Origin of the sequence: Paenibacillus validus NBRC 15382 (assembly GCF_004000985.1) — a bacterium.
Lineage (GTDB): Bacteria > Bacillota > Bacilli > Paenibacillales > NBRC-103111 > Paenibacillus_G > Paenibacillus_G validus.
Genome location: NZ_BIMH01000049.1, coordinates 1 through 24,908 on the forward strand (window position 1 = coordinate 1; position 24,908 = coordinate 24,908).

22 protein-coding genes are annotated in these 24,908 nt (G+C 49.9%); 1 reads left to right on the forward strand and 21 read right to left on the reverse strand.

All coding sequences use genetic code 11. The features are described from left to right. Positions 1-4: 4 nt before the first annotated feature. The 14 genes from PVA01S_RS22155 to PVA01S_RS22220 all read right to left on the reverse strand — a co-directional run bounded on the left by PVA01S_RS22155 (position 5) and on the right by PVA01S_RS22220 (position 15,447). Entirely contained in the window at positions 5-949 is a 945-nt protein-coding gene (locus PVA01S_RS22155; protein ID WP_127609616.1) for an ABC transporter permease, read from the reverse strand. A 76-nt stretch (positions 950-1,025) separates the two neighbouring features. Further along, positions 1,026-2,594 carry an ABC transporter substrate-binding protein gene (locus PVA01S_RS22160; protein WP_164751932.1) on the reverse strand — a complete coding sequence of 523 codons (1,569 nt, stop codon included), beginning with the start codon at positions 2,592-2,594 and terminating at the stop codon, positions 1,026-1,028. 46 nt (positions 2,595-2,640) lie between these two features. Beyond that, positions 2,641-4,254 (reverse strand): ABC transporter substrate-binding protein, encoded by a 1,614-nt coding sequence (locus PVA01S_RS22165; protein ID WP_127609620.1) that lies wholly within the window; start codon positions 4,252-4,254, stop codon positions 2,641-2,643. A gap of 138 nt (positions 4,255-4,392) precedes the next feature. Beyond that, positions 4,393-4,809, reverse strand: coding sequence for an aconitase X swivel domain-containing protein (locus tag PVA01S_RS22170; RefSeq protein ID WP_054795331.1), 417 nt, complete (start codon positions 4,807-4,809; stop codon positions 4,393-4,395). Beyond that, positions 4,806-6,086, reverse strand: a complete 1,281-nt coding sequence (locus PVA01S_RS22175) for an aconitase X (RefSeq protein WP_054798871.1) — start codon at positions 6,084-6,086, stop codon at positions 4,806-4,808. Before PVA01S_RS22175 ends, PVA01S_RS22170 begins: the two co-directional genes overlap by 4 nt. Positions 6,087-6,103: 17 nt before the next feature. Then, complete coding sequence (locus PVA01S_RS22180) at positions 6,104-7,432, reverse strand: FAD-dependent oxidoreductase (protein WP_127609622.1); 1,329 nt, start codon at positions 7,430-7,432, stop codon at positions 6,104-6,106. Between the two features lie 50 nt (positions 7,433-7,482). Further along, positions 7,483-7,836: a Rieske (2Fe-2S) protein gene (locus PVA01S_RS22185; protein ID WP_127609624.1), complete on the reverse strand. Its 354-nt coding sequence runs from the start codon at positions 7,834-7,836 to the stop codon at positions 7,483-7,485. Then, the gene (locus PVA01S_RS22190; RefSeq protein WP_127609626.1) at positions 7,833-8,936 is read right to left on the reverse strand and encodes an amidohydrolase family protein; all 1,104 of its coding nucleotides are present in this window, start codon (positions 8,934-8,936) and stop codon (positions 7,833-7,835) included. Before PVA01S_RS22190 ends, PVA01S_RS22185 begins: the two co-directional genes overlap by 4 nt. Positions 8,937-9,204: 268 nt before the next feature. Next, a complete protein-coding gene (locus PVA01S_RS22195; RefSeq protein WP_054795329.1) occupies positions 9,205-10,098 on the reverse strand; it encodes an SDR family NAD(P)-dependent oxidoreductase in 894 nt (297 codons plus the stop codon). Between the two features lie 49 nt (positions 10,099-10,147). Next, entirely contained in the window at positions 10,148-10,954 is an 807-nt protein-coding gene (locus tag PVA01S_RS22200; protein WP_054795328.1) for an alpha/beta fold hydrolase, read from the reverse strand. Positions 10,955-10,968: 14 nt separating this feature from the next. Next, positions 10,969-12,225: an LLM class flavin-dependent oxidoreductase gene (locus PVA01S_RS22205; protein WP_127609630.1), complete on the reverse strand. Its 1,257-nt coding sequence runs from the start codon at positions 12,223-12,225 to the stop codon at positions 10,969-10,971. 262 nt (positions 12,226-12,487) lie between these two features. Next, complete coding sequence (gene ssuE / locus PVA01S_RS22210) at positions 12,488-13,033, reverse strand: NADPH-dependent FMN reductase (protein WP_127609632.1); 546 nt, start codon at positions 13,031-13,033, stop codon at positions 12,488-12,490. A gap of 197 nt (positions 13,034-13,230) precedes the next feature. Further along, the gene (locus PVA01S_RS22215) at positions 13,231-14,295 is read right to left on the reverse strand and encodes an LLM class flavin-dependent oxidoreductase (RefSeq protein WP_054798867.1); all 1,065 of its coding nucleotides are present in this window, start codon (positions 14,293-14,295) and stop codon (positions 13,231-13,233) included. 261 nt (positions 14,296-14,556) lie between these two features. Further along, entirely contained in the window at positions 14,557-15,447 is an 891-nt protein-coding gene (locus PVA01S_RS22220; protein WP_127609634.1) for an alpha/beta hydrolase, read from the reverse strand. A 321-nt stretch (positions 15,448-15,768) separates the two neighbouring features. On the opposite strand from PVA01S_RS22220, the gene PVA01S_RS27790 reads away from it, so the two are divergent. Then, positions 15,769-15,957, forward strand: a complete 189-nt coding sequence (locus tag PVA01S_RS27790) for a winged helix-turn-helix transcriptional regulator (protein WP_218029657.1) — start codon at positions 15,769-15,771, stop codon at positions 15,955-15,957. A 199-nt stretch (positions 15,958-16,156) separates the two neighbouring features. Here PVA01S_RS27790 and PVA01S_RS26810 read toward each other — a convergent pair whose 3' ends face one another. The 7 genes from PVA01S_RS26810 to PVA01S_RS22260 all read right to left on the reverse strand — a co-directional run bounded on the left by PVA01S_RS26810 (position 16,157) and on the right by PVA01S_RS22260 (position 24,895). Next, entirely contained in the window at positions 16,157-16,450 is a 294-nt protein-coding gene (locus PVA01S_RS26810; RefSeq protein ID WP_164751933.1) for an acetone carboxylase subunit gamma, read from the reverse strand. Positions 16,451-16,472: 22 nt separating this feature from the next. Next, positions 16,473-18,392, reverse strand: coding sequence for a hydantoinase B/oxoprolinase family protein (locus tag PVA01S_RS22235; RefSeq protein ID WP_127609638.1), 1,920 nt, complete (start codon positions 18,390-18,392; stop codon positions 16,473-16,475). A gap of 37 nt (positions 18,393-18,429) precedes the next feature. Next, positions 18,430-20,535, reverse strand: a complete 2,106-nt coding sequence (locus PVA01S_RS22240; RefSeq protein ID WP_164751934.1) for a hydantoinase/oxoprolinase family protein — start codon at positions 20,533-20,535, stop codon at positions 18,430-18,432. Positions 20,536-20,592: 57 nt separating this feature from the next. Continuing rightward, positions 20,593-22,092: an aldehyde dehydrogenase family protein gene (locus tag PVA01S_RS22245; RefSeq protein WP_201318898.1), complete on the reverse strand. Its 1,500-nt coding sequence runs from the start codon at positions 22,090-22,092 to the stop codon at positions 20,593-20,595. A gap of 30 nt (positions 22,093-22,122) precedes the next feature. Beyond that, positions 22,123-22,881, reverse strand: coding sequence for an SDR family NAD(P)-dependent oxidoreductase (locus PVA01S_RS22250; protein WP_127609642.1), 759 nt, complete (start codon positions 22,879-22,881; stop codon positions 22,123-22,125). A gap of 176 nt (positions 22,882-23,057) precedes the next feature. Further along, a complete protein-coding gene (locus PVA01S_RS22255; protein WP_127609644.1) occupies positions 23,058-24,371 on the reverse strand; it encodes a TRAP transporter large permease in 1,314 nt (437 codons plus the stop codon). 26 nt (positions 24,372-24,397) lie between these two features. After that, entirely contained in the window at positions 24,398-24,895 is a 498-nt protein-coding gene (locus PVA01S_RS22260) for a TRAP transporter small permease (RefSeq protein WP_127609646.1), read from the reverse strand. Positions 24,896-24,908: the final 13 nt, after the last annotated feature.

Consider the following 24,908-nt stretch of genomic DNA (forward strand, 5'->3'; position numbering starts at 1 on the left):
TCCTTTATTCGTAATGAATCCGCGGATCCACGTAGCTGTAGGTAATATCCACAATCAGATTCACCAGAGCGACGATCGCGGCAATAACCAATACGCAGCCTTGAACGACGATGAAATCTTGATTAAGAATGGATTGAACGATAAGCCTTCCCATCCCGGGGATGTTAAATACCGATTCAATAAATACCATCCCCCCGACGATATGTCCGAGCTGCAAGCCAAGCAGGGTAATGATCGGGATCAGCGCATTGCGCAAGGCATGCTTCACGATGACCAGCCGTTCCTTCGAACCCTTGGAACGGGCAGTTCGAATATAATCCTGCCGGATGACCTCCAGCATCGCCGAACGGGTCTGGCGGGCAATCGATGCCAAAGACGCCAGCGCTAGAACAAAAATAGGCATCAGCATATGCTTGACGCTTTCGCCAAAGTCTTCCCATGGCGATACATAGCCTTGAACCGGCAGCCATCCAAGCTGCATGCTGAACAAATACACGCCCAGGATCGCGAGCCAGAAGCTGGGAATCGAAATCCCGGAATTGGAAATCAGGAGAACGGCGGAATCCCATGCCGACCCGCGCTTGACGGCGGCGATCACCCCTGCGGGAATACCGATGAGCAACGCCAGCAGCAGCGAATAAATCCCGAGCTGCAGCGTGATCGGCAGACGGGTGGCGATCGTACCGGTCACCGCGTCTTTATAGTATAAAGATTTGCCCAAGTCTCCTTGGAGCACATTGCCGAGCCAGTGAAGATATTGAACCGGCAGCGGCTGATCCAGTCCCATTTCCTCCCGCAGCAGATCGATCTGCTCCTGGGTAGCCTCGCTGCCCAGCATGATGCGGGCCGGGTCACCGGGAAGCAGCTGCATGATCAGGAAAACAAGCATCGTTACAATGAGCAGAACAATGACGGTCTGCAGAAGCCTTCTTAGGATAAATGTTGCCATTAATGGACGCCTCCCTCGCTCAAGATTAACGATAACGAGGGTAAGTCGGAAGCATGGCTTACCCTCATTGTACCGGCTACTTCTTCAACCACACGCCCTCCGGGTTCCAGTCGAACGCATTCGTTTTATCGAAATCGATGTTTTGCACGTGGGGGGAAATGGCCATACCGCTTACGAGACTGAGAAGCGGAAACCCGATGGCATATTCATCGAAAATCACTTTTTGCAGCTCCAGCACTGCTTTTTTCGAGGCTCCGGCATCCGTCGCTGTCCTTGCTTCGGCAAGCAGCTGCTCTACCTTATCCGGATGGATGATGTGCTTGGCGTACAGCGAGCCGTCTTTGCTGATGATCCGGTTCATATGGATCGAGATATTCGGCGCGAGCGCTCTATAGAACAGAATCATCCCGTCCCACTTATCCGCAATCATCGCGCTCCACTTCGCGGCGTCCACCGTAACCAGTTCAACTTCAATGCCCACCTTGGCTAGATAGCTTTGAACGGCCGTCATGACCTCGGCTCTGGATGCGTCTGTGGTGATCTTCGTCTTGAAGCCGTTCGGATAACCGGCCTCCGCCAGCAATTGTTTCGCTTTCTCCGGATCGTATGCGAATCCTTTCACATCCGGGTTGTAGAACTGGGAAGAGGCATTATTCCACTGGTTGGTAGCCAAGGCCATCCCGCGAAGCACCGAACCGATAATGGCCTTGGAGTCCACGGCATACATGACCGCCTGCCTGACCTTGACATCCGCGAACGGGGAATTCGGATTGGCGCTGTCGAACATCAGTCCTACACCCAAGGGGCCAGTAATGTTCTCATTCGTACGGATCACGTATTTCCCCGTCTTCTCCAGCTCCAAATAAGTTTCGGCGCTCATTTGCGTCAGGACGTCGCCGCCCCCCGTCTTAAAAGCATTGGCCGCCGTATTCCGGTCATAGATGAGGGAATACTCAATGCCGTCCAAATAAGGCTTGCCCTTCTGCCAGTAATTTTCGTTCTTTTTAAACTTGACCGAAATATCGCGTTCCCAGCTGACTAACTTGAAGGGACCCGTGCCGACCGGGTTTTTAATGGCCCAGTCTTTTCCGTTTTTCGTAATCGCCGTCGGGGATGCCATCTTGACGTAATAGGCAATCGATTCAAGCAGATTGTTATCCCATTGCGCAAGATTCAGCCTCAACGTGTGGGCATCGATCACATCCATCGATTGGATGCCGTTGACCTCGGGACGTTTGGCTTTCTGGTACTCTTCGATATTCCACTTCACCGCTTCTGCGTTAAAGTCGGTATCGTCCTGGAATTTGATGCCGCTCTTTAATTTGAACGTAAGGGTCTTCGCTTGCGGATCGGCTTGCCAGCTATCCGCAAGCCATGGTGTCATGATCGCTTTATCATTATAGCGGCCAAGCGTTTCCAATACCGGCTGAACAAAGTACAGACTCGACGATACCCGTTGTTCAGCCGGATACCCCAGATTGGTGACATTATCGAGCACAATAACTTTCAACGTGCCGCCTGGCGTCGGCCCTGTATTCGTCGGTTCCTTCGAAGCTTCTTGAATCGCAGGCTCTTTGCTGCATCCGCTCAGTATTACAGTAATAAACAGACAAGCGGCAAAGCTGAAGTATATAAACCTGGTCATTTCTGACCTCTTTCTCATTCCAACACTCCCTTTTTCAACATACGATTTATTTTTGTACCCACACTTCCTCAGGAGCCCAATCGTACCCGTTCGTTTTGAACATCCCCAGGTTTTGGACCTTCGGATTCATGAAGATCGAACTTATCGGACTTGCCATCGGGAAATACATCGCATGGTCATCATGGAGGACTTTTTGCATGTCCAACACTGCTTTTCTGGATGCTTCGGCATCCGGCGCGTCTATGGCGTCCTTCAGCAGCTTGTTTAAGCTTTCCGGATGGATGATGTTTTTGGAGAAATAGGCGGCGTCCTGGCCGAAATTGCGGTAGATTAAGGTCGGAGCGTTAGGCTGCAGCGTTCTGATATAAACCGTCATCCCGTCCCACGTACCAGCTGTCAAAGCGATAAGCTTCGATACGTCCATCGTAACCACTTGCACATCGATGCCTACCTTGGCCAGGTAGCTTTGAACGGCTGTCACTAAATTTTCATAGGAAGGTATCGTCGTGATCTTCGTCTTGAAGCCGTTCGCATACCCCGCCTCCGCCAGCAATTGCTTCGCTTTCTCCGGATCGTAGGGGTAGCCCTTCACATCCGGATTGTAAAACTGGGCGGTTGAATCATAATATTGGTTGGTCTCTTCGGCTAATCCTCTTAACACTGATTTGATAATGGCCTTGGTATCCACCGCATGCATGACAGCCTGCCTGACCTTCAGCTCTTTTAACGGGGAATTCGGGTTGCCGCTGTCGAACATTAATCCCAAGCCAATCCGGCCATAGATCTTCGCATTGTTTTGCATGGTCGATTTCCCTAATTTCTCAAGCTCAAGCGTCGTCTCCGCGGTCATTTGGGTGATCACATCGGCGCCCCCGGATTTAAACACATTGCCCGCCGTGTTAAGGTCATAAATGAAGGAGTATTCGATAGCATCAAGATAAGGCTTACCCTTTTGCCAATAATTTTCATTTTTCTTAAACTTGATCGAAACATCTTTCTCCCAGCTGACAAAGTTGAAAGGACCCGTGCCGACCGGATGACTGACCGCCCAGTCTTTGCCGTTCTTTTCCACGGCTGCCGGCGATACCATCAATACGAAATAGGCAATAGAGTCCAGCAAGCCGATATCCCAGGAAGCCAGGTTCAGCTGCACCGTGCTCGCGTCGATCACTTGAATCGATTGTATGCCTTTTACTTCAGGACGCTTGGCGGCCACGTACTGCTCGATGTTCCACTTTACCGCTTCCGCGTTAAAATCCGTACCGTCCTGGAATTTGATGCCCTGCTTGATTTTAAACGTAATCGTCTTCGCCTTCGAATCGCTTTGCCAGCTTTCCGCAAGAAACGGCGTCATCTTGCCTGTTCCATCATAACGGCCCAGCGATTCAAGCGCAGGCCTGTTGTAGTATAGCGTAAACGAGGCTGCATCTGTGGCTGGAAAACCGATATTTGTCGCGGTGCTCGACATAATAAACTTCACGGTGCCGCCCGGTGTCGGCCCCGTAGCCGCCGGATTCGCAGAATTCGCCGGAGCATTCGTCGCTTTCGCATCCTTATCTGAATTGTCCGATGCATCGCAACCGGAAATGATGACAGAGAATAGTAAACAAAGGGCGACGCTGAGATACAATAACTTGGCCATACCTGACTTCTTTCTCATTTGAACAGTCCCTCTTTCTTCGTAAGCGTTGGTTGATCAGCTCCGTCGAACCTGCATGAATATTTGTTCAAATATGTAGTTGGAATAGAAGCACAGTGAAGCTGCGGTGCTTATCTCTACGAAACAAGACAAGAAGTCCTAGCTCTTCTTGGTTATTTCCACAATGCCGTTATCGGCGTCCACCTTGACCCAATCGCCGGTTTCAATGATCTTGAGCGGATCCTCATCCAGGTCGGTCATAGCCGGTGCATGCGTCACCACGGCTCCCAGGGCGACCTTCGTCGTCATCGTATTGAAGAGCATCGCCTTGGGAGCGGTTCCGACCAGCCGCGTGCTATGGAAAATGCCGGACCATCCGGATGAACCTTTGGCACCCGGAAAGACAAGCACCTTATCAGCAAAGCTTTGGCCGCTTAGTTCGTGGCGCACTTCCACAATCTTACCGGTCATCGGATTGACTCCGCCCCATCCCGAGATCGAATCGTGGGTGACCAGAGCCTCCCCTTCCGCGCAGCCGCCGACGATTTTCCTCCCGTGCAGTACAATTTTCTTCATCGCAGCCCCCCGCTCCACTTGCCGGTGACAGCCGCATGGATACAGTCCTCAAGCGATCCAAACCACGTCTGTACGCCGGTGATTGCCGGCAGGTAGTGCGCCTGCTTCGCCGAATCCGTCGCCACAACCTTCGTTCCCGGCGGCAGCATTTGGCTGATTGCCGGACACGTATCGCTCATCAAGAGACCGCCGGCATCGGTAATAATTTGGGTGTATCCATTCTTGTCCGCCAACTGCCGGAGCGCCCTCGGCGTGAAGATCCACAATTTCGTTCCGCTGTTGATCCGCTTCCCTTTCAGCAGCTTGCAGATTTCCCAAATTTGCTCGATGGATGCGTGCGGACAGCCGAGCATGATGAAGTCCACGTTCGTATCTTTGGCGGAAACGTTCAGGTTGTCGTACATTTGCTGCCGTTCCGCCTTGCCGAACTTGAAGCTGAACTGCGGCTTATTCGTTCCGAACGCTTCTTCTATGGTGCGGGCTTCCGCCGTAATGCCCGGGATATGATACATTTCTACGCCGCCCGATGAAGCGGCCGCAGCTCCAAAATGCTTGACGCGGTAGGAATTCGGCACATGCCGGATCCCTTTCAGGACGGGCACCCGATCACCGATGACTTCGCCGACATAGTAGCCGAGCAGCCCCCAATCGGTCATGCTCTCGACTTCCCATTCGACTTCCACCAGATCCGTGCCCAGCCTGTTTTCGTCGATATGATATCCCCAGTACGGAATCCGTCCCGTGAACATCGCAGCCGCCGTGCTTTCCCTGCCTTCGCAATTGGTGCGCGCTCCGAGAATGGAGTTGATGTACACCACCGCCGAGGACTCCATCCAGGCGCAATGCTCTCCCTTCACCGGCACATTGCCGATCTGGTAGGGCGTACATGTACTCATCAGCTGGATGCCGAGTCCTGCGTTGTACGCTTCGTTCTCCTTCGTCAGCTTCACTTGCTCGGAGGGAGCGCCCAGCGCTTCCCAGTATTCCGTATCCATCCCGGAAATAAGCTGGCAGGAATGGGTCTTGACCATGGGAATCTCGACGGGCTCCTGACTGTCCAGGTTGAATTCGGAAAAGGCGGCGTCGAATCCGTGCTGGCGTGCATAATTCGACATCAGCGGACCCGCAATGGTTACCGCAGTGCTCACATTGTTGGTATGGATCAGCTTCTCCGCTCCCAAAGCCTCGCCGTAGCGAACCAATAAATCCATCGACTTCTGCACGGCCGGCCCCTCCCGGCCATCCAGCATAAACTTTTCTTCGTCCGTTAATCTCATAATCTCATCCTCCGTTCTTATAGTGCGATCGGTTCCATCCACGGGTTGTCGGTGCGTTCCAGATTATCCTTCAGCCGCTCTTGCAGGGCGGCGATGTCGATTTGATGGACGCTGCCAGTTCCTGCAAGATCCAATGCGTTAGCCGCAGCCGCTCCCATCGCAATGCAGGGTCCCATTACGCGTACGCTCGAGAGGGCGGCAACGTCTCCATCGATGCAGCGTCCAGCCGCAACCAGGTTATCGACATCCGGAGGCGTCAAGCTCCCCAGGGGCACGTAGTGAACGTGGTCATCGGGGTAAGGCTCCCAAATATAGCCTTCCGCATGACTATGCAGTTCAACCGGCCATGCCGTACGCGCAATTGCGTCCGGAAAACGCGTGCCGGCGCGCACCTCTTCAACCGTCAACTGCTTGCTGCCGACAATCCAACGCGTCTGGCGAATTCCGGCAAACCCGTAGCTGCGGACGCGTGCTTTGCCGAAGCAAAGCGGAAACTCACCTTTCAAGAAGTTCAACGCTTTGTCCGCCTCTGTTTTCCCCTCGATAGCTTTCATGGAAGCGGCCACCGGTTCAAGCGGCGTTTCCACATGGTTCATATTGACCAACGCGGTTCCCTTCCCCGGGAACGGTATAGCAAAGCCGTCCTTACGGACGATTCCGTAATCGTCGGCTCTTTCTTTCAGTCTTGCGCCAATGACGCCAAATCCCGGATAGTTCTTTTCGTCGATCCCCTCGACCACCATCATCTGGGAACCGTAAACCGCAACCTCGGCCGCTTCCCGGCAAGGAAGCCCGGCATGCCACGCCAGCGCTGCGTCTCCCGTCGCATCGACAAAGCCGTTTGCAGTAACGCGCACGTCTCCGTATCGCGTAGTCAGCTCAATCGAGGTAATGCGCCTTCCTTCACGGTTCGCTCCCCTAAGTATGGCGCCGAGAACGACGGTGATGCCGGCAGCGCTCACTGCCTCCTCGATCCAGCGGGATAAGGCGATCTCGTCATACATGACCGCATTCGTCGATTCCCAGTGAAAGCGGACCCCGCCGACAGCGCCGAGCTCACGCAGTATATCGTCTGCGATTCCATGGGTGAACTGATAGCCCTTCTTGCCGCTCGAGAAAAGACCGCAGAAGGTGCCGATGATCGAGTTTACAGCCTGACCGCCAAGGGCCGGAAGCCCGTCGACCAGCGTCACTTTACGCCCGAGCCGCGCAGCTTCCAGTGCGGCGGAAATGCCCGCGATTCCGCTGCCTACAACGCAAATATCCGTTTCCACCTCACGCACGGGACTCTCATTGTTCTTTTGCACCACGCGCGTGGCGGTGCTTGCTTTTGCTCCCTCTATCATATCGAACACGCTCCTTATCCATAGATAACGTTCCTTGTTCCAACCCGACCTTACGGCATAACCACATAAATGTCCTCATCCTCCACTTCCACGGCAAACCCTCTCAGCTTGGTGTCCGTATCGACAAGATGTCGTCCGGTTTTGAGATCAAATTCCCATCCGTGCCACGGACAGCGCAATATTTCCTGATCGCGCCCGAACTCGTAATCATACACCATCGATGGAAGACGCGTCCCGCAAACCTTGCCTACGCAAACCGGCGCTGCCGCATGCGGACATACATTGCGCCATGCATAATATTGACCGTCCACCATGAAAATTCCAAGCTCCATGCCTTTGACCTCTACAAGGTGTCGCCCCTTCTCCCGCAGGTCGGCGACTTTGGCAACCGCGTGTCTGGTCATCCGGCGACTCCCCCAATGCCGGCACCTTCCACGACTTCCTTCAGACCGTACACATCCATTGCGGTTTTGGCGGCGATTTTTTCTCTTAACTCTCTTGGGAACGAGGCAAGTGCCATTTTCGGATTATCGAAATCCCAATGCGGATAGTCGGAAGAGAACATGACCATGTCTTCAGCCCCGCACATGTTAATAATATCCACCAGATGCTGGGGTTGGGTCGGCTCCTCGATCGGCTGCGTCGTTAATAACACATGTTCTTTGATGTATTCGGACGGGAGCTTCTTCAACCAGGGCACCGTATCCCGCAGTGCTTTGTAGTTTTTATCCATCCGCCACATCAGATGCGGAAGCCAGGAAATGCCCCCTTCAATGGCGACGAATTTCAGCTTTGGAAACTTTTCGAATACGCCTTCGCAGACCAGGCTGTTCACTTGCGACATATAGTTGATCGGAATAATATTTTGCCATTCCATATAACGAGTCGGGTATCCGGAAGGCGTGGGAGGGTAGGTGGGGCCAAGTCCTTCATTCCCCGGATGAATGGCCACTGGCAGCCCGTGCCTTTCGGCGGCTTCATAAATCGGATGATAAAATCTTTGTCCGAACAAAGTCCGCGACGCGCTGCACATCATGACTTGTACGATATCCGGATGGCCGGCCAGCCGTTCAATTTCCCGGACTGCAGCGTCCGGATCGGCATGGTTGATCAGAATCGACCCTTTGTACCGGGGACTCGCTTTCAACCAGACTTCGTTCTGCCAATCGTTATGAGCAGACGCGACCGCATTGGCATAGTCCGGATCATAATTTAAGGAAATGCCGATCATGGAGGCGTTTCCGGTTAAGATCGCATAATCAAAGCCGTATCTGTCCATATGGTCCTTGAGAACAAACTCCGGGTCGCTTCCGGGGTAGCCGCCTTTTTCCGGCTTAACGTCTTTCCGTATATAGCCGACGGCACTCCAGGATTTTCCTCCGACGCCTATTCCTTGTTCCAGCCATTGCTGATGCCACTCTTTGGGTAAAAAAGGAAGAAGTTCTCGGGGACCGGCTAAATCATTGTGTAAATCGGTATCAATCAACCGCGGGGCTGCAGCCATTATATTCAGGCTCCTTTCATTCATTCATATCGGTAAGTCAAGAACCGTGACCGACAGGCGCGTTGCTTGCGGGAATGCCGCGCTAGTTGGCAGCGCTTACATCAATGCCGTATAGGCATCCGGCCACACGACCCATTCACATCTTTCCTCATGGCGAATGCTGGACGGTGGCCGGAATCATTCTGTTACAAGGACTTTAGGTCCGTATCCTTTATTCGCCGCTCTTGAATGGTGAACAAATGAATACGTACCCGCTGCAAGCTCCGGGTCATCCGGCGTCCTGACGTTGTGGGCTTCTGCTCTTTTGAATGGCCTCGACGCGCTTCATCATATCCGGGTCATCCTTCGGATCGGGCAGAACCGAAAGTACACGGTTATGCAGTTCAATCAACGGCTCTCTGAATTCCGCATAGGGAATAATATAAAGCTCATTGTTCCGGATTGCCTCCAGCACCTTCTCCGCCAGGATGACAGGGTCCAGACCGGGCTCGATGACCGCCTTCAGCCCCTTCATGATCTCTTCATCCTCATGGTAGTAGCCGGTATTGGCGAGATGCTGCGGACGCGTGCGCACCGCCTCGTGAATATTCGAATTCACCGCCCCCGGGCACAGCACCGATACCCCGATATGATGCGGCTCAAGATCTATACGGAGAGACTCGGTCAATCCCCGCACGGCAAACTTTGACGTGCAATATACACCGGTACCGGTCATGGGGGTAAAGCCTGACATCGATGCCGTATTCACAATATGTCCGCCCTTGCCGTATTCGATCATTCTCGGGACGAAGGTCTGGATACCGTTGATGACGCCGCCGACATTGACATTCATAATCCAGTCCCAATCTTCGTAAGTCGCCTGCTGCATCGGACCGAAAATACTGACTCCTGCCGTATTGCACAACAGCTGCACCGGACCGAATACGCGTTCCGTCTCGTCGGCCGCCTCGGCCATCGCCTTACGGTCCGTAATATCCAATCGAATGGGATGCACCTGTGCATCCGTTTGTTCGAAATAGGCCATCGCCTGATCCAGATGATCCTGACGGATATCGGCGATGACCACCTTCATACCGGCTTTGGCGAAGACTTTAGCTTGCCCTAAAGCGACTCCGCTGCCTCCTCCGGTAATGAATGCAACTTTTCCCTTGAAATCTTGCATGACTTCCCTCCCTCATCGGTTTACGGCGCGCACCAACCGCCCTGGCCGGCTATTGCTTCGCCACCGGATCCGGAGTGAGCAAGGAGAAGGTCGTTTCCAATACATCGTCCAGTTGCTCTAATTGCGGAAAATGCGAGGTTTGATCTAAAACTTCAACGGTTGCGCCCAAAATTTCCTTCTGAAACACATACGCATAATCGACTGGAAGAATGGCATCCTGCTTCCCCCAAACAATACAAGTCTGGGCTCGTATCCGATGCAGACGACGGCGAAGACCTTTGTCCGGCAGCGGCCACAGGAACCGGGAAGCTTCCGCCATAACGACTTGCTGATCAATCAGTACCTCCAAACGTTTATCCGCATCCTCCGGTAAAGCAAAATGGGCTTGGGCGAGCGGAGATTCATTATCGTAAAATAATTTGGAATTTAAATCGCCTTCCATGGAGGCAGATCTCTTCTCAATCTCTTCGTCCCACAATCCCGCTGCGCAAAGCAGCAGCAGATTCTGGACTCGTCTCGAGTCGGTTGCCGCCAATTCTGCAGCCAGCATGCCCCCGAAGGAATGACCGATGATATCCACATTCTCGATCCCTAACAAATCAATCAAATCAAAGTAATAAAGCACGACATCCCACAAATTCCGAAGATCAAGTTCATTACAGCTTGTAGCCCCCCCTGTTCCCGGGAAGTAAGGAGCGTAAACTTTATATTCTTTCGCTAATTCCTCTAAATAAACATCCCATTTCAACCCCCCCGCTCCATGCAGGAAGATGACGGGCTTGCCTTCCCCGGCAACGAGAACTTTCGCTTGCGCGCCTTTGCGCAGCTGGATGGTCAGCAGTTCAGGTGACGACATGATATGACTCCCCCTTAAACGGAATTTTGGGCCAGGCCCGCATGATTTAAACGGTTGTTCGCAACTTCCGGCCATCCGACAACAGGCCATTGATCATCCCAAATATCATGCAAATACGGCATGACTTCTTTCGAAAACAGCTCAATATTTTTAACGGCTAAATGATGCGGCATGGAGCCGATATTCAGATGCGCCGTAATATTACCCACGCGAAGCGATTTAATCATTTCTCTAAGCCTGTCGCGAACGGTCGCAGGGGAACCGGCTATGACGTTGCCCGCTTCAACAATCTGCTTCCAGTCAAAATCAGTTTTTGTCGAGTATCTGCTCTTACCATGTAAAGCGAACTGACTCACCAAGCTTTCGGCTACACTTCTAGCGGTACGGTATCCTGGAGCTTCCGCATATTTAGCCGGAATGTGCATGAGTGTTCTCAGCATGTAGCGAAGATGCTCTTCATAGTCCTGCTGAGCCCGTTCATCGGTTTCGGAAACTAGAATCACCTGATTAAATCCGGCCCAATAAGGATTCAAATCTTTCCCAAGCTTCTGACGATGCTCCCAGAAACCATCCATAAATTTCTTCGCCGTCGCATATCCGCTATAACTGAGATAATAGTAAGGAAGATCGTTCTTGGCACAGTAATCCCATGTTTCTACACTCCCGCTCCCGGGAAGCCAGATCGGCGGATGCGGCTTTTGATAAGGGCGAGGCCACAGGTTGACGTGCTTGAGCTGCGTATATTTGCCGTTGAAAGGGAAAACTTCACTTCGCGTCCACGCCTGTTTAATGAGGTCGAGCGCTTCATAGAACCGGGGTCTTAATTCAGCAGGGGGAATGCCGTATACGTAGTTGGTGTCCATGGAGGTTCCGGCCGGAAAACCTGCCACGACACGCCCTCCCGTAATGTTATCCAGCATAGCCAGTTCTTCAGCCACGCGGATGGGGGGATTGTACAGAGCAATACTATCGCCAATGAGCACAATACATGTTTTTTCCGTTTGGCGAACTTTTCTCGCCAGCATAGCCGCCATAATGTTCGGAGAGTTATCCAGTCCGTAGGCATTGCCGTGGTGTTCATTGAAACCAACCGCATCAAAGCCTGCGTCGACAGCAATCTCATATTGGTCCACATATTCGTTAAACATCAAATGACCTTTTTCGGCGTCATACAATTCGCTCGGTATGGTCACCCAAACACTTTCATGATTTTGCACAAAGTCCTCGGGTAAATCCCGGTAAGGCATGATATTCACATAAATAAACTTCACTGGTTTTCCCTCCCAAGTCTGAATTTACAAACTGCGCTTCCAGGCCTCAAGATGATACCGCTTACATTTAATTTTTATGTGTGACCTTTTATTAAAATAAAACATCTATCTAACTGGTTTCTTACAGGATCTTCGTATTTTCTTACAGCTTAGCCTAAACCGTTAGAAAATATTGAAAATCTAACAGGTCGATAACCAAACAAAAGCGCGCAACCACATCTGTGGATTGCACGCTTATCGTTGTGGCACGCACTGTCGGCATTCAAACCGGGGATTTCTGCAGGAGCGCCTGTATTTCCTTTTCGAATTGTTGAACGGATTCCTGAAGCCGTTGATGCAATTCTTCCGTCAGTTCAAAGCTTCCATCCTCAGCCCGATTCACCTGCACGTCCTGGGCATAAACGCCTTGAAGCTGATTGTTAGCGCCCAATGAGGAAAGCACCGGCTTTAAAGCATAATCAATAGCCAATAAATGAGCAATTGTTCCTCCTATCGCAATAGGCAAAATCACCTTTCCCTGAAGCCCCTTTTGCGGAATCAGGTCAAGGAACGTTTTTAGCACGCCGGTATAAGACGCCTTATAGATGGGAGTCGCTACCACAACCGCATCCGCCTGCTCGATGAGTCTATTGGCTTCAATAATAGCCGGACTGTCGAATTTGGTGTAGATCAAATCCTCGGGCGGCAGGCTTCTTACATCAATTCGTTCAACCTTGTGATCGTGCAGCAATGCTTCAACTTGCTGCAAAACTCCATTCAAGCGGGATGTGCTTGAAGTACTTCCAGAAATAATAACGACATTGGACACGAATCCCACACTCCTACTATGATGTCATTTTGTATCGACAAGCAAGCTTATCAGAACGAATTAAAATAATTCCGATAAACTAACTGCGTTATAATGATGCTAACACCGTCTCCGTCAACCTGTCAATTCTTCGAGCTCATATTTTCTAATTGAAATTAAGTGCCGTAGGTTACAAAAAATCGTTTTTCCAGTCCCCGTTAAAGTGCGACCGGGTTCAAGCTGCGAACACGCGGGAAAATCTCCCTTGCAAAGCGCTCCATCTCGGCTTCAAACGGTTGGAACTGCAGCATAAACAGTTCGATGCCAATCTCATGAAACGCTGCGATCCGCTCGGCTACCTGGTCATAAGAACCGACTAGCCCCGCTGCCGTGCCCCCGTTCGTACCTATAGCCGGATACTTGGCAATCGTTTGAAACATAACTGCTTTCTGGTCCGCATGTCCGAAGAGCTGTTCATTCAGATGCTCGTCGGCCTTTGCATATTCCCAAGCTTTAGCCAGCTCGGCCTGTGCTTCCTCCTCCGTCTCACGCGCAATGACAAAAGCGGACAGCCCAAAGCGGACGGGGACGCCTTCCCGTTTCCGCCTGGCAACGGAACGGATGAGCCCCTCGACATTCTCAAGCGGCTGCCCATTAATAAACCAGACGTCTCCCAGTCCCGCAGCCAAATCTCTCGCCGGCTCCGACTCTCCTCCCACATAGATGGTAGGACGATGCCTTGTTTTCGGTCCCGGGTTCAATTCAATTCCATCAACGTGGAAGTACTTGCCTTCAAAGCTGGTTTTCTCCCCGGTCAGCAGCGAACGGACGATCGTGAGCCATTCGGTTCCGTAAATATAACGCTCGTCATGTTCGGCAAATGGAATGCCCGATTGGAGCAGCTCCGGTTTATACCAAGCATTGACCACATTGATCGAGAACCGGCCGCTGCTGATCTCTTCGATGCCGAGAGCTTGCTTGGCGAGCACCACCGGGTGGAAGAGCGTTGGCTTTATCGCGGCGATAATTTCAATGTTTGAGGTTAATGAGGCAAGACCAGCGGCTGCGGTCCAGGTCTCCAAAATATCAATTTCATGTCCGTACGGATTGACGATATGCTGGGCTATAAGAGTTGAATCGTAGCCGAGCTTTTCGGCGGACAGCACCAGCTGCTTAGCTCTTTCCCAAGAAGCGTCAAAGGGGTCCTCCGGATGTGTCGTAGCCCCCCATGTTCCATAAACCGGTGTCCAAATTCCAAACCTAGGACCTGCAATTCGACTCATGTTTACATCCTCCTTGATTTAAAATGTTAAATGATAGTTGATAAATTTAATCCTTTATTATTTAGAAATAAAAAAATCCATTCTCTCTGAGAGAATGGATAATCCGGTGTCCCGGTCAAATCCTATTAATTCAATTGGATTAATTAAATTATAGAATTTATCCGTTTTTTTGTCAATTCAAATTTTTCAAACTATAGCGATTACAGGCAAAACTAAACGGCCTCAGTCCAATGGAATTTAGGACCAAGGCCGCTTCGGTATTTAAGGACGGTTCAGTTTCGTTGCATCATCCATAAACTGAATCGTCGCATGGATCGCGCCTTCCAGCTCCGGCGTCGTCGTCCGAAAGGGATGCACGGCACCGAACGTATGCGTGCCGCCTTCGATCGTGACGATCCGGTCGCGGTGCTGCGGCGCCGCCGAACGCAGCAGCTCGAACCCGGCCTTGAGACGGGGGGAGTCCTGATCACCCTGCACTTGAAGCACCGGAATGTGGAGGCCTGCCAATCTTTGGGCAATGTCGAAGCGATCGCCGTTCGCCCGCAGGTCCTCATAGAAGGACGCACGTATCGGCATTTCCTGCTTCGTTCTGACATTGGCGACGTACGCTACGCCTTGCTCGGCAATTTGTGCTTTGAACGCGTCGTCGAACAAATCGGTTTTCCCGATGCCGTTCCAGGTGACCACCGCTTGGACCTCCGGGTGCTCGGCTGCAAAAATAATGCTTGTCCCTCCACCCTTGCTATGGCCGAGCAGTATCAGGCGCTGCAAGTCGGCATGATCGGCCAGCGGCAGCTTCCTCTCCCGCAGCGCCTGAAGCAGCGTCTCCAGATCGGCTTGCTCCCTGGAGTACGTGTTGACTGCGAATTTATCCAGCTCATCGAAATCGGTCTCGTTCACGCCATTGCACGAGAAATTAAACGTAACGACATAGTAATTGCGTTCCGCGAACCGCGAGGCGGCGTAAGGGAAGAATCCCCAGTCCTTAAATCCTTTGAAGCCGTGGCATATCAGCAGGACCGGCTTCGGTGCCGTCTGTCCCCCTGCCGCCAGCCTGACGTCCCCGCGAATATACAGCGGCTCTCCGGTATCGAGCTGACCGGCCGGCAGCGTAAAACGTTCATGAACGATCGATTCATCCCTTTGCGTCATAGGTTAAACACCTCTTCGCTTCATTTTCGACTGTTCCCATCGGAATGTTAAAATTGTAGCATAGGAACTTCACTTGATAAAGTGCAAAAGCGATATATTAGAATATTTTCTTTATATTCCCATACTCCGGGTTCGTTCATTGCGTCTCTCCCTGCTTTGGAAACAAGCGCTTCTCCGGCGATCAATAAAGCAGCGCAGCCTTGAATTTGTGCACATAGGCAAACTTGCCGTTCTCGCATATCGCATAGTTGTACAAAATTTCCGCAGCTTTTCTTCGGTCCGGTAACCCAGCTTTTCGCGGAAGTTGTTGGAACATTCAACTTGGAGCGCGATGGATTGATTGTTCGAAAAGTCTATCCAACGATCCCGCCAAAAGTTGAATATATTGCTACAGACATAGCATGCGAGCTCTATGACTCTTTGTTGACGCTTACTACTTGGGCAGAACGTTATCGCGATGTAATCGCACAGGTACGCATCGCTTACGATGAACAGGCTTCACAGGACTAGGAGGTGTGTGCATCACATTCGCGCATCAATACAGGATGAGTTTTCGACCAGGTGGTCTGGTATACGCCAGCCTTCGGCGGTTGGATCGGCTTTCCGAACGGTACGATGGTCGTCGTAAACGAATCAGGAAACAGCAAAGGGGCTGTCCGTTTTGGGACAGCCCTTCTGATTGCCAGCAAGCGATGCGTCTCTTCGGTTTTCAGATTTTAATGTGGATATCCCAGACGGGGGGTTCTCCCTTCACATTCACTTCCGTTTCTAATTGGGTCGCACAATTGGGGCAAAAAAACCGGCGAAAAACCATATCCTTATCCACATATTGACGGGAATCGACATTTTGGGGATTTGCCGTTTGAACCGATTCTTCTTTCATCACCGTGTAAAGCTTATAGTTTTTATCAACAGAACTGATATTGTGGGCGCATTTGCGACATTGGATATGCCGGTTACCCTCATTCGTTACTTGCAAATATTCGCTTAAAATCAAGGCCATGTTGGATCGTCCCCTTTCCCTATCAAGCCAGTCTTGCTTGGCGAATTTGTTGACGGCGCTCTTCCGTTGCCGGTTCATCCAGTTTTCCGTTTCCATCAAGCAGCACACCATACACATCATAGGCAACCTGCTGACTGACTCTGTTTTCCAGAACATCCTCGCTAACTTTGTCCGGTTCCCGGTCCAAAGGATCGCCGTAGCCCCCGCCGCCCTGGAAGCAAAAGTAGAACACATCGTTTTTTTGTTGAACCGCATCTGTTTTAGGCTGCCAGATTTCCAGTTTCCCTTCCATCTCCGCAAAATCTTGCGGAATCAAACTTTGACTTAGCAGCTGGTGAATATTCGTATCACGCATCATTTTAACTTGTACGGTATTCGAAGGATACCCGCCCGAAATTCCGGCGGAATTCGGAATGGCTGCACCGAATGAACTGACGGTCAGTAACATTTGTTCCGTGTCATGCGGAATCCAGCAAAGCTCCGCACCCAGGCCGCCCCGATATTTCCCCGGGCCGCCGGAGTCCGTTTTTTCCCGCCGGTACAAATAAAGAATGGGGAAGAACAGCTCATTGCTCTCCACGTTTGGACACTGTCCGCTTGGTGTGCAGAGTAAACCTCCCGTATCTACACCGTCGCCGAAACTGCGTGCTCCAAATCCGCCTGCCATGGCATCCATAATCATGGTCAAGAACGGGTTGCCGTATTGATCAAGGCCCATCGGTATAACCGTGACCCAAGATCCCGCTGTTCCGGCTACCAGTCTTTCTTTATGCTCCGGATGCCCCATCAGCAGCTTGGAAATCGTAATATTCGCACAGTTTCCGGCCAGCCAAGCTGAGCCTGTCGCCCCCATGCTAACCCCGGCAGGATGCTGCGCACTCAGGATGGTGCCCGGTTTGGCTTCCACCGTAAACACGCGCTTAATTCCGCCCACAGACCAAGGGATATCATTGCACAAAAGCTGCAGAACCGCCTGCAGGACCGCTCCGGCCGTGCCAGAAATCAGTGTAGCGTTAATGACTCCTATTTGAGGATCGGTTTCCGAAAAATCGAATATCAATCGGTCATTATCTTTCGTCATCGTTAGAGCAATCTTATACACACCGCGATCGCCCTTCTGCGCTACATCGTGAAAATCCACATGCCTGAATGTGCCATCCGGTAATTCCTTTAACCGATTGCGAAGACGAAGTTCCGCATAATCCAACGACTTCTCCATAACGCTCTTCACCGTATCTGCGCCGTAGCGTTCAACCAGCTTCAGCAAACGGGATTTTACAATGTTAATGGAAGCGATATGGGCCCGCAAGTCAATGGCCAACAGCGCAGGGGCGCGTGTTTGCCGCATCCATAAATCTTCGATATCGGACTGAATCTCCCCTTTTTTAACGATTTTGATCGGTGGCCAAGGTTGACCTTCCGCATATAAATCATTGGCGTCGATACAGAAACTTCCCGGATTAACCCCGCCTACATCGACTTGGTGGATCGTCGAACCGGTCCAAGCGAATAATTTGCCATCCACGAAAATGGGAGCGATCATAGCCATGTCATTTTGATGGAGCGCCCCGACCCAAGGATCGTTGCAAAGGAAAATGTCTCCGTCTTCAATTCCCGGATTTTCCGAGCGGTTCTCTAAAATCCATTTGACAACGGAATCCATAACACTGCCTAGCATGACGACACCTGTGCCAAGTACAACAATTTCACCGTAGCTGTCGGAAATCATCACGTTAAAATCGTGTGCATCGGTGGCAATCGGCGAGCCGGAAATTTTCTGGATCGTTTTTTCCTGTTCATCGGCGATTTGCCACAGTTTATGAAAAACAACCTGGTAGGTAATCGGATCAACCTCATGGGCGCTTTGTTTTTCATAAATCGGGGTTTTCGCAGAAATTTTCAAGTCAGATGCTTTTTTGAAATCCATGGTGAATTTTGACATTGCATACCCTCCTTGCCGTTCTGTTATTTGAACAACTTCATTCAACCGAATTATGAATAATGAGGCTGCCTAACGAATCGACTTGAACAGTTTGGCCTGGATAGACGGGAATGGTCGTAGTAGGAAGTTCGATTACAGACGGACCTGCAATCAAATCCTTATAACTTGCAAGGTTACCGCGATATATGGTTGTATCCCTGTATCCGCCTAATTCCTTCCAGTAAACAGAACGGTTGGTTATTACGAGCTGCTGCTCAGCCTCATTCGCTGTTTTAGCTTCAAGCGACGGCTTCGGAAGTTTTCCATAGGCATTAACCCGGTAACTCACGAGTTCAATGCCGCCCTCTTTAAAGGCAGAGCCTTTTCCATACAAGGTCTCGTAACGGGATTCAAATTCTACAACCACTTGCGACAATGCTTGCTCATGAATGGCGCCGCTTGGAAACGGCACATCCACTTGATGAACTTGCCCCTTATAACGCATTTCCACCCAGCGGTCTAAACGGATATGTTCGTTCTTAACATTCTCTTCCAACAATTGGGTTATCGCCTTATCCTCCAAATAGAGGAAATTATCTTGGACTTGTTTAACGTTCCAAGGTGCTACGGCCGGGTCGGATATTTCATAGACGTGTGAAATGTCGGAGCTGGATATACCGAAAGCGGAATATACGGCGGCGGTTTCACCCAAAGGCACGATCATTTCTTTTACGCCAAGATCCCGGCCGTATGCCGTGCCATGCGTAGGTCCCGCTCCGCCATAGAGATAAATGATGAAATCCCTTGGGTCGTATCCGCGTTCAATTGACATTTTTCGAATGAGATCCGCCATATGGGAATTCGCGATTTCTACAATACCGGCAGCTGCGTCCTCTACGGACAGGCCAAGCGGTATCGCAATTTTTTCCCTTATGGCCTCAACGGCTTTATCTTTGTACAGCTTTACTTTTCCATCCAGGAAATAGTCAGGATCAATGAATCCCAGGACAACATCCGCATCCGTAACGGTAGGCTCCGTTCCGCCTTTGCCATAGCAAACCGGACCTGGTCTAGCCCCCGCGCTATCCGGACCAACAAGCAATGTTGACCCGTCATCTACCTTAGCAATACTGCCTCCGCCCGCACCAATGGAAACAATGTCGATCATAGGCAAAGAAAGCGTATATTGATTCATCTCGGTCGTTGACGAAATGACCGGCTCCCCGTTCACGACCAGCCCTACGTCAAAGGTCGTGCCGCCTACATCCGTACAAATCACGTTGGCATGGCCATATTTATTGCCGAGAAACTTGGCGCCCATTACACCGCCAGCGGGGCCGGACATCAAAGTCGTAACGGACAACCGCTCAGCTTCATTTGCCGGCATTAAACCGCCGATGGACTGCATAATTAGAAGCTGGGTTTTTAAACCTTTGGAGCTTAACCCTTCATAAAGCTTATTCACGTATCCGGACAACAAGGGTGACGTATAACTGTTAATAACGGTCGTTGCGCTCCGTTCATATTCGCCAATTTTAGGTACAATTTCACTGGATAAGGAAACCGTCATTTCCGGAGCCAGTTCTTTAACAAGCTTCTTTAATATTTGTTCATGCTCGGGGTTTTTAAAGGACCAGAGAAGGGATATTGCAATCGCTTTCACATCTTGATCTAAAAGACGCTGTATAGCTTTACGGGAATGTTCGAGATCAAGCGGCGCTATCACGTTTCCCTTGTAATCAACGCGCTCGTAAACTTCTTCTATTAACTGCTTGGGAACAATGGCCTCAGGCTTGCTTGTTTTGGATAATTGAAGCTGATGAACCGGCATGCCTGCCGTTCTGCCCATAATTCTCATCATATGTAAAACGTCTTTATGCCCGACTGTGGTTAGAAATCCGACCTTGACCCCTCTTCTTTCCACCATAGCGTTCGTCGTTACCGTTGTACCATGGATGAACTGTATCGTACGAGGCAGCAATTGCTCCAGCGTCAATCCGATTTTTTCTGCCGTGACCCGAACGGATTCGAGAACCCCCTCCGAAAAATCCGGCGGGGTCGAATGACTTTTACCGACGGTAACCTGCCCCTTACTATTCACGATGACACAGTCGGTAAACGTCCCCCCCGTATCCACTGCAACAATATACTCTTCCACTTCCATTTTCATTCTCCTTTCTAAATTTGAATGAATATGATTAAGCATGCAGCATGAAGCACATTATTCCATCACAATATTAACCGTTTTCACCTGAGTATAGCTCAATATTTCATCCAGGCCTTCCTCGGAACCGATACTGCTGTTTTTGTAACCTTGATACGGAACCCCCAGGTAATGGGAGGAACTACCGTTTATCCAGAGGAAACCGGATTCTATGTTCTCCGCCATGCGGAGCGCGGTTTGAATATCGTGGGTCCATATCGAACCGGTTAATCCATAAGGGACACTGTTGATTTGTCGAACTGCATCTTCGACATTATTCCACTTGATCACCGAGAGGACGGGGCCGAATATTTCTTCATTGAAGATGCTCATCTTTTCATTTACATCTTCAAATACGGTAGGCAAAATAAACAGGCCTTTATCAAAGGTATCTCCCTCGGCTCTTTTCCCCCCGATGAGAAGACGGGCTCCTTGTTGATGTCCAGCATCAATATAAGAAACAACCTTATCGTACTGATTCCGGGAAACCAAACATCCCATTTCGGTTTCAGGATCCAGCGGATTTCCGATTTTAATTTGCTCTACATAATGCTTCAACTTGGGTAAAAATTGGTCGTATATATCCTCATGCACGAATAGCCTTGATGTCGATCCGCAGGATTGCCCTTGACACCATGTAAAATTCATGCCCTTTACCGCCGCTTTAGCCGCACTTTCCAAATCAACGTCCGGGAATACAATCATTGCATTTTTACCGCCCAACTCGAGCGATATATGCTTGATTCCAACTTCTGCAGATGATTTGAGAATGGTTTTTCCAGTTTCAACGCTGCCGATCAACCCGATTCTTTTAATATCCGGGTGACGTACAATGGCGTCGCCCGTCGTCCGGCCATCACCACTAACAATATTTACGGTACCCGGAGGCAAAATTTGCTGACATAATTCCCCAAAAAGCAAGGATGAAAGCGGGCATTGATCCGGAGCTTTAAGCACGACCGTATTTCCTGCAATTAAAGGACCTACGATTTTAGTGGCCGTGAACATAATCGGATGGTTGTATGGAATGATCCTTCCAATCACGCCATACGGCTCCCTGCGCGTCAAATGCCAATTTTGGCTGGAGGGGAACGTGTCCCCTTTCATCTCGCTTGCCAATCCGCTCATGTATTCCATCATGGAGGCGGAAGCAAATACATCACCGCGCATAGCCGTAACCGGATTTCCGCTATCTACCGAGTCAAGCACTGCAAACTCATCGGCTCTCTTCTGGAATTCATCGGCAAGTTTACGGATCAGCCTGCCACGTTCGATCGGCGGTACATGCTTCCAGGTTTCGAACGCCTGTTTTGCAGCTTTAACCGCATGTTCAACGTCGTTTTGTTGGGCGAACGGGACTTTCGCCAAGGCTTCCCCATTTGCAGGATTAACCGTTTCATAGGTTTCGCCGTTTTGCGCCTTAACCAGTTGCCCTCCGATCAGCATATTCCAATCTTTATCCAGCATCGATCTCTTGAGCTTCTCCCAATCCTCTAAAGATTTATTTGTCTCAATCAACGGTCCCTGCTCCTCTCGTAAAACGCTCATTTAAATACGAATATTCATACCGCCATCGATGTTGAAAACTTGACCCGTAATAAACGAGGAATCGTCCGAGCTCAAGAATACAACGGTTCCCGCCAGATCGTCCGGTACTTGCAATCGTTTCAACGATTGCATGTTTAACATGCGCTGTTTTTGGTCGTCATTCACCGTTTCGCGCGGAATTTCCGTATAGGTAGGTCCCGGTGTAATGGAATTTACCGTAATGTTGTACTCGCCAACTTCTCTGGCCAAAGATCCGCTGAATCCCAATACGCCTGCCTTCGATGCAACATAATGGATATAATCCGTCCGTCCCAGATAGACCGCAGCTGAGGAAATATTAATGATCCTTCCGCTATTTTGTTTTTTCATCACCGGCACAACAGCTTTGGAGCATAAAAAGACGCCTTTTAAATTTACATTCATCATGGCATCCCATTCTCCCCCGGTAATTTCCTCCATTTTTTTCATTTTTATCGTTGAAAAAATCGCCGCATTATTGACTAAAATATCTATCTTTCCATAGGTCTCCACCGTTTCGTTGGCCATATCAAGCGTGCTTTGTTCATTGGAGACATCCACAAAAACCGCTTTGGCTTCCAGACCGCCGCGTTTAATCTCTTCTTCAACATGACTTGCATTTACTTTATTAATGTCGGCGACAATAACTTTAGCTCCTTCTTGTGCCAAGCGCATGGAAAATGCTCTCCCGATGCCTTGCCCTCCACCCGTGACAATCGCAACTTTTCCTTTAAGCTTCAAATGACATAACCTCCCAGTTTAAAAACGTTTTCATGATTCAATTGTAGTAGCAGATGAAAATATTGTCAACAAAACTTACTTAAACTTATATATTTATTTTAATAATTTAAATTTTATAACAAGTTTGATAAGATTTATTTAATTTTTTAACATACTCTTATTTCATTTTCAACCATTTATTTCCCTAAGCTCGGAAGCATCGTCGCGATCTCCGGAATCATCATAATCAATATGATCAGCATGACTTTCAGCGAGACAAAGGGAACTGCACTTAGCGTAATTTCCTTCATGGTCACTTCAGGCGGCGAAACCCCTTTCATAACAAACAGCAGCAGACCGAAAGGCGGGGTTAAATTGCCCAGATCCAAACAAATAAGCATCATAATACCAAACCAAATCGGATCGTAGTCTAAAGCGATGACCATGGGAATGTAAACCGGAAGGGTGATCATCATGATCGAAATCGGATCGATACAGCTATCCAGGAAAACGACGATCAGAAGCATAATGACAATAATCAATAGAGACGGAATTTCAAGCCCCAGAGCCATATTCAATAATCCCCGGCTTGCTCCCGTAAAAGCCAGCAGCTGTGTAAACGCAGAGGAAGCAGCGATAATAATCAGGATCATTCCTGAAATTTCCAATGTTCCCTTAATGGACTTTAATAACACTTCCCACGTCAGCGCCCTGTACATGATCACGAGCAGCAAAGCGCCAAACGCTCCCAATGCGGCTGATTCGGTAGGCGTAGCGATACCAAAGAAAATCAAAAGTACGGTTGCAAGAATCAAAAGCGCAGTAGGCATGACCCCGAATGTTAGCGAACGGATCCGATCGGACCAGCTGCTCTCTTCAATGGGATAAGCCGGGGCCAGGGAAGGGTTTTTGGCGCACCTGATCATGATGTACACAACGAAAATCGCGGTCATCAAAACTCCCGGGACAACGGTGGCTATCAACAAATCGCCAATCGATACCTTGCCGATACTCCCCAGCAGGACAGCCAGACTACTGTGCGGCATGATGACAGCCAGACTTCCCGAGGCCATGATGGGTCCAAGGACCATGGAGTTATGATAACCCCGGTTTCGCATGTCTGGTGCCAATACGGTTCCCAGCATGGAAGTATTAGCGATGCTTGATCCGCTTAGAGCGGCAAAAAAAGATCCGCTGATAATGGAAAGCACGCTTAACCGTCCAGGTATACGCCCTAACCATTTGGATAAAACATCCAAGGTTTTCACGACCAGTCCCGAATGCAGCAGCAATTCCCCCATGATGACAAAGAGCGGTATGGTTGTTAATGGAAACTTGGCCAACGAATCGTAAGCGCTTAATACAATTTGATTCATTCCGGGCTTAAAGCCCATGACATAGGTGATAAAAATAAAGTTTACCGCCAAGAATGAAAATGCCACCGGCATCCCCATAAACATGAATACCATGAGCAACCCAAAGAAACAAATAAGAAACAACCACCACTCCATTTAGATCACCTTCTTCGCTGTTCTAATCAAATTTTAAAATCACTCAAAATGTTTCGAATATATCTGAGAGTTAAAAGCAGACTGCCTAATGGAATAGGCAACAAAACCAAATATTTCGGAGTGTTCAAAATGTTATAAGAAATGACATCCCTTTGATAATTGTCAATGGTGGCTTTCAAGCTAAACCAGAAAAATAAGCCGCAGGCAATAGCTGCAATAATGGCCGTAATTCGATTAAAAAGCAATTGCTTACTAGGACTGAGTGTATTCAGGAGCAGGTCCAAACGAACATGCCCATCCTTGCGGAGCACCCATGAGGCCGATAAAAAAGCTAGAAAAACCATAATATATTCACTCAACTCCACCGTCCATGCAGCCGGTATTCCTAAAAAATAACGGCCGACCACGCTAAAACAGACCGTAAAGATCATCACAAACAATAAAATGGCGGCTATCGCCATAAAAACGACTTCAATTTGTGACAATGCCCGGTCAAACTGGTGAACCATCTTGCGGAATTTCACAAGGATCTCCCTC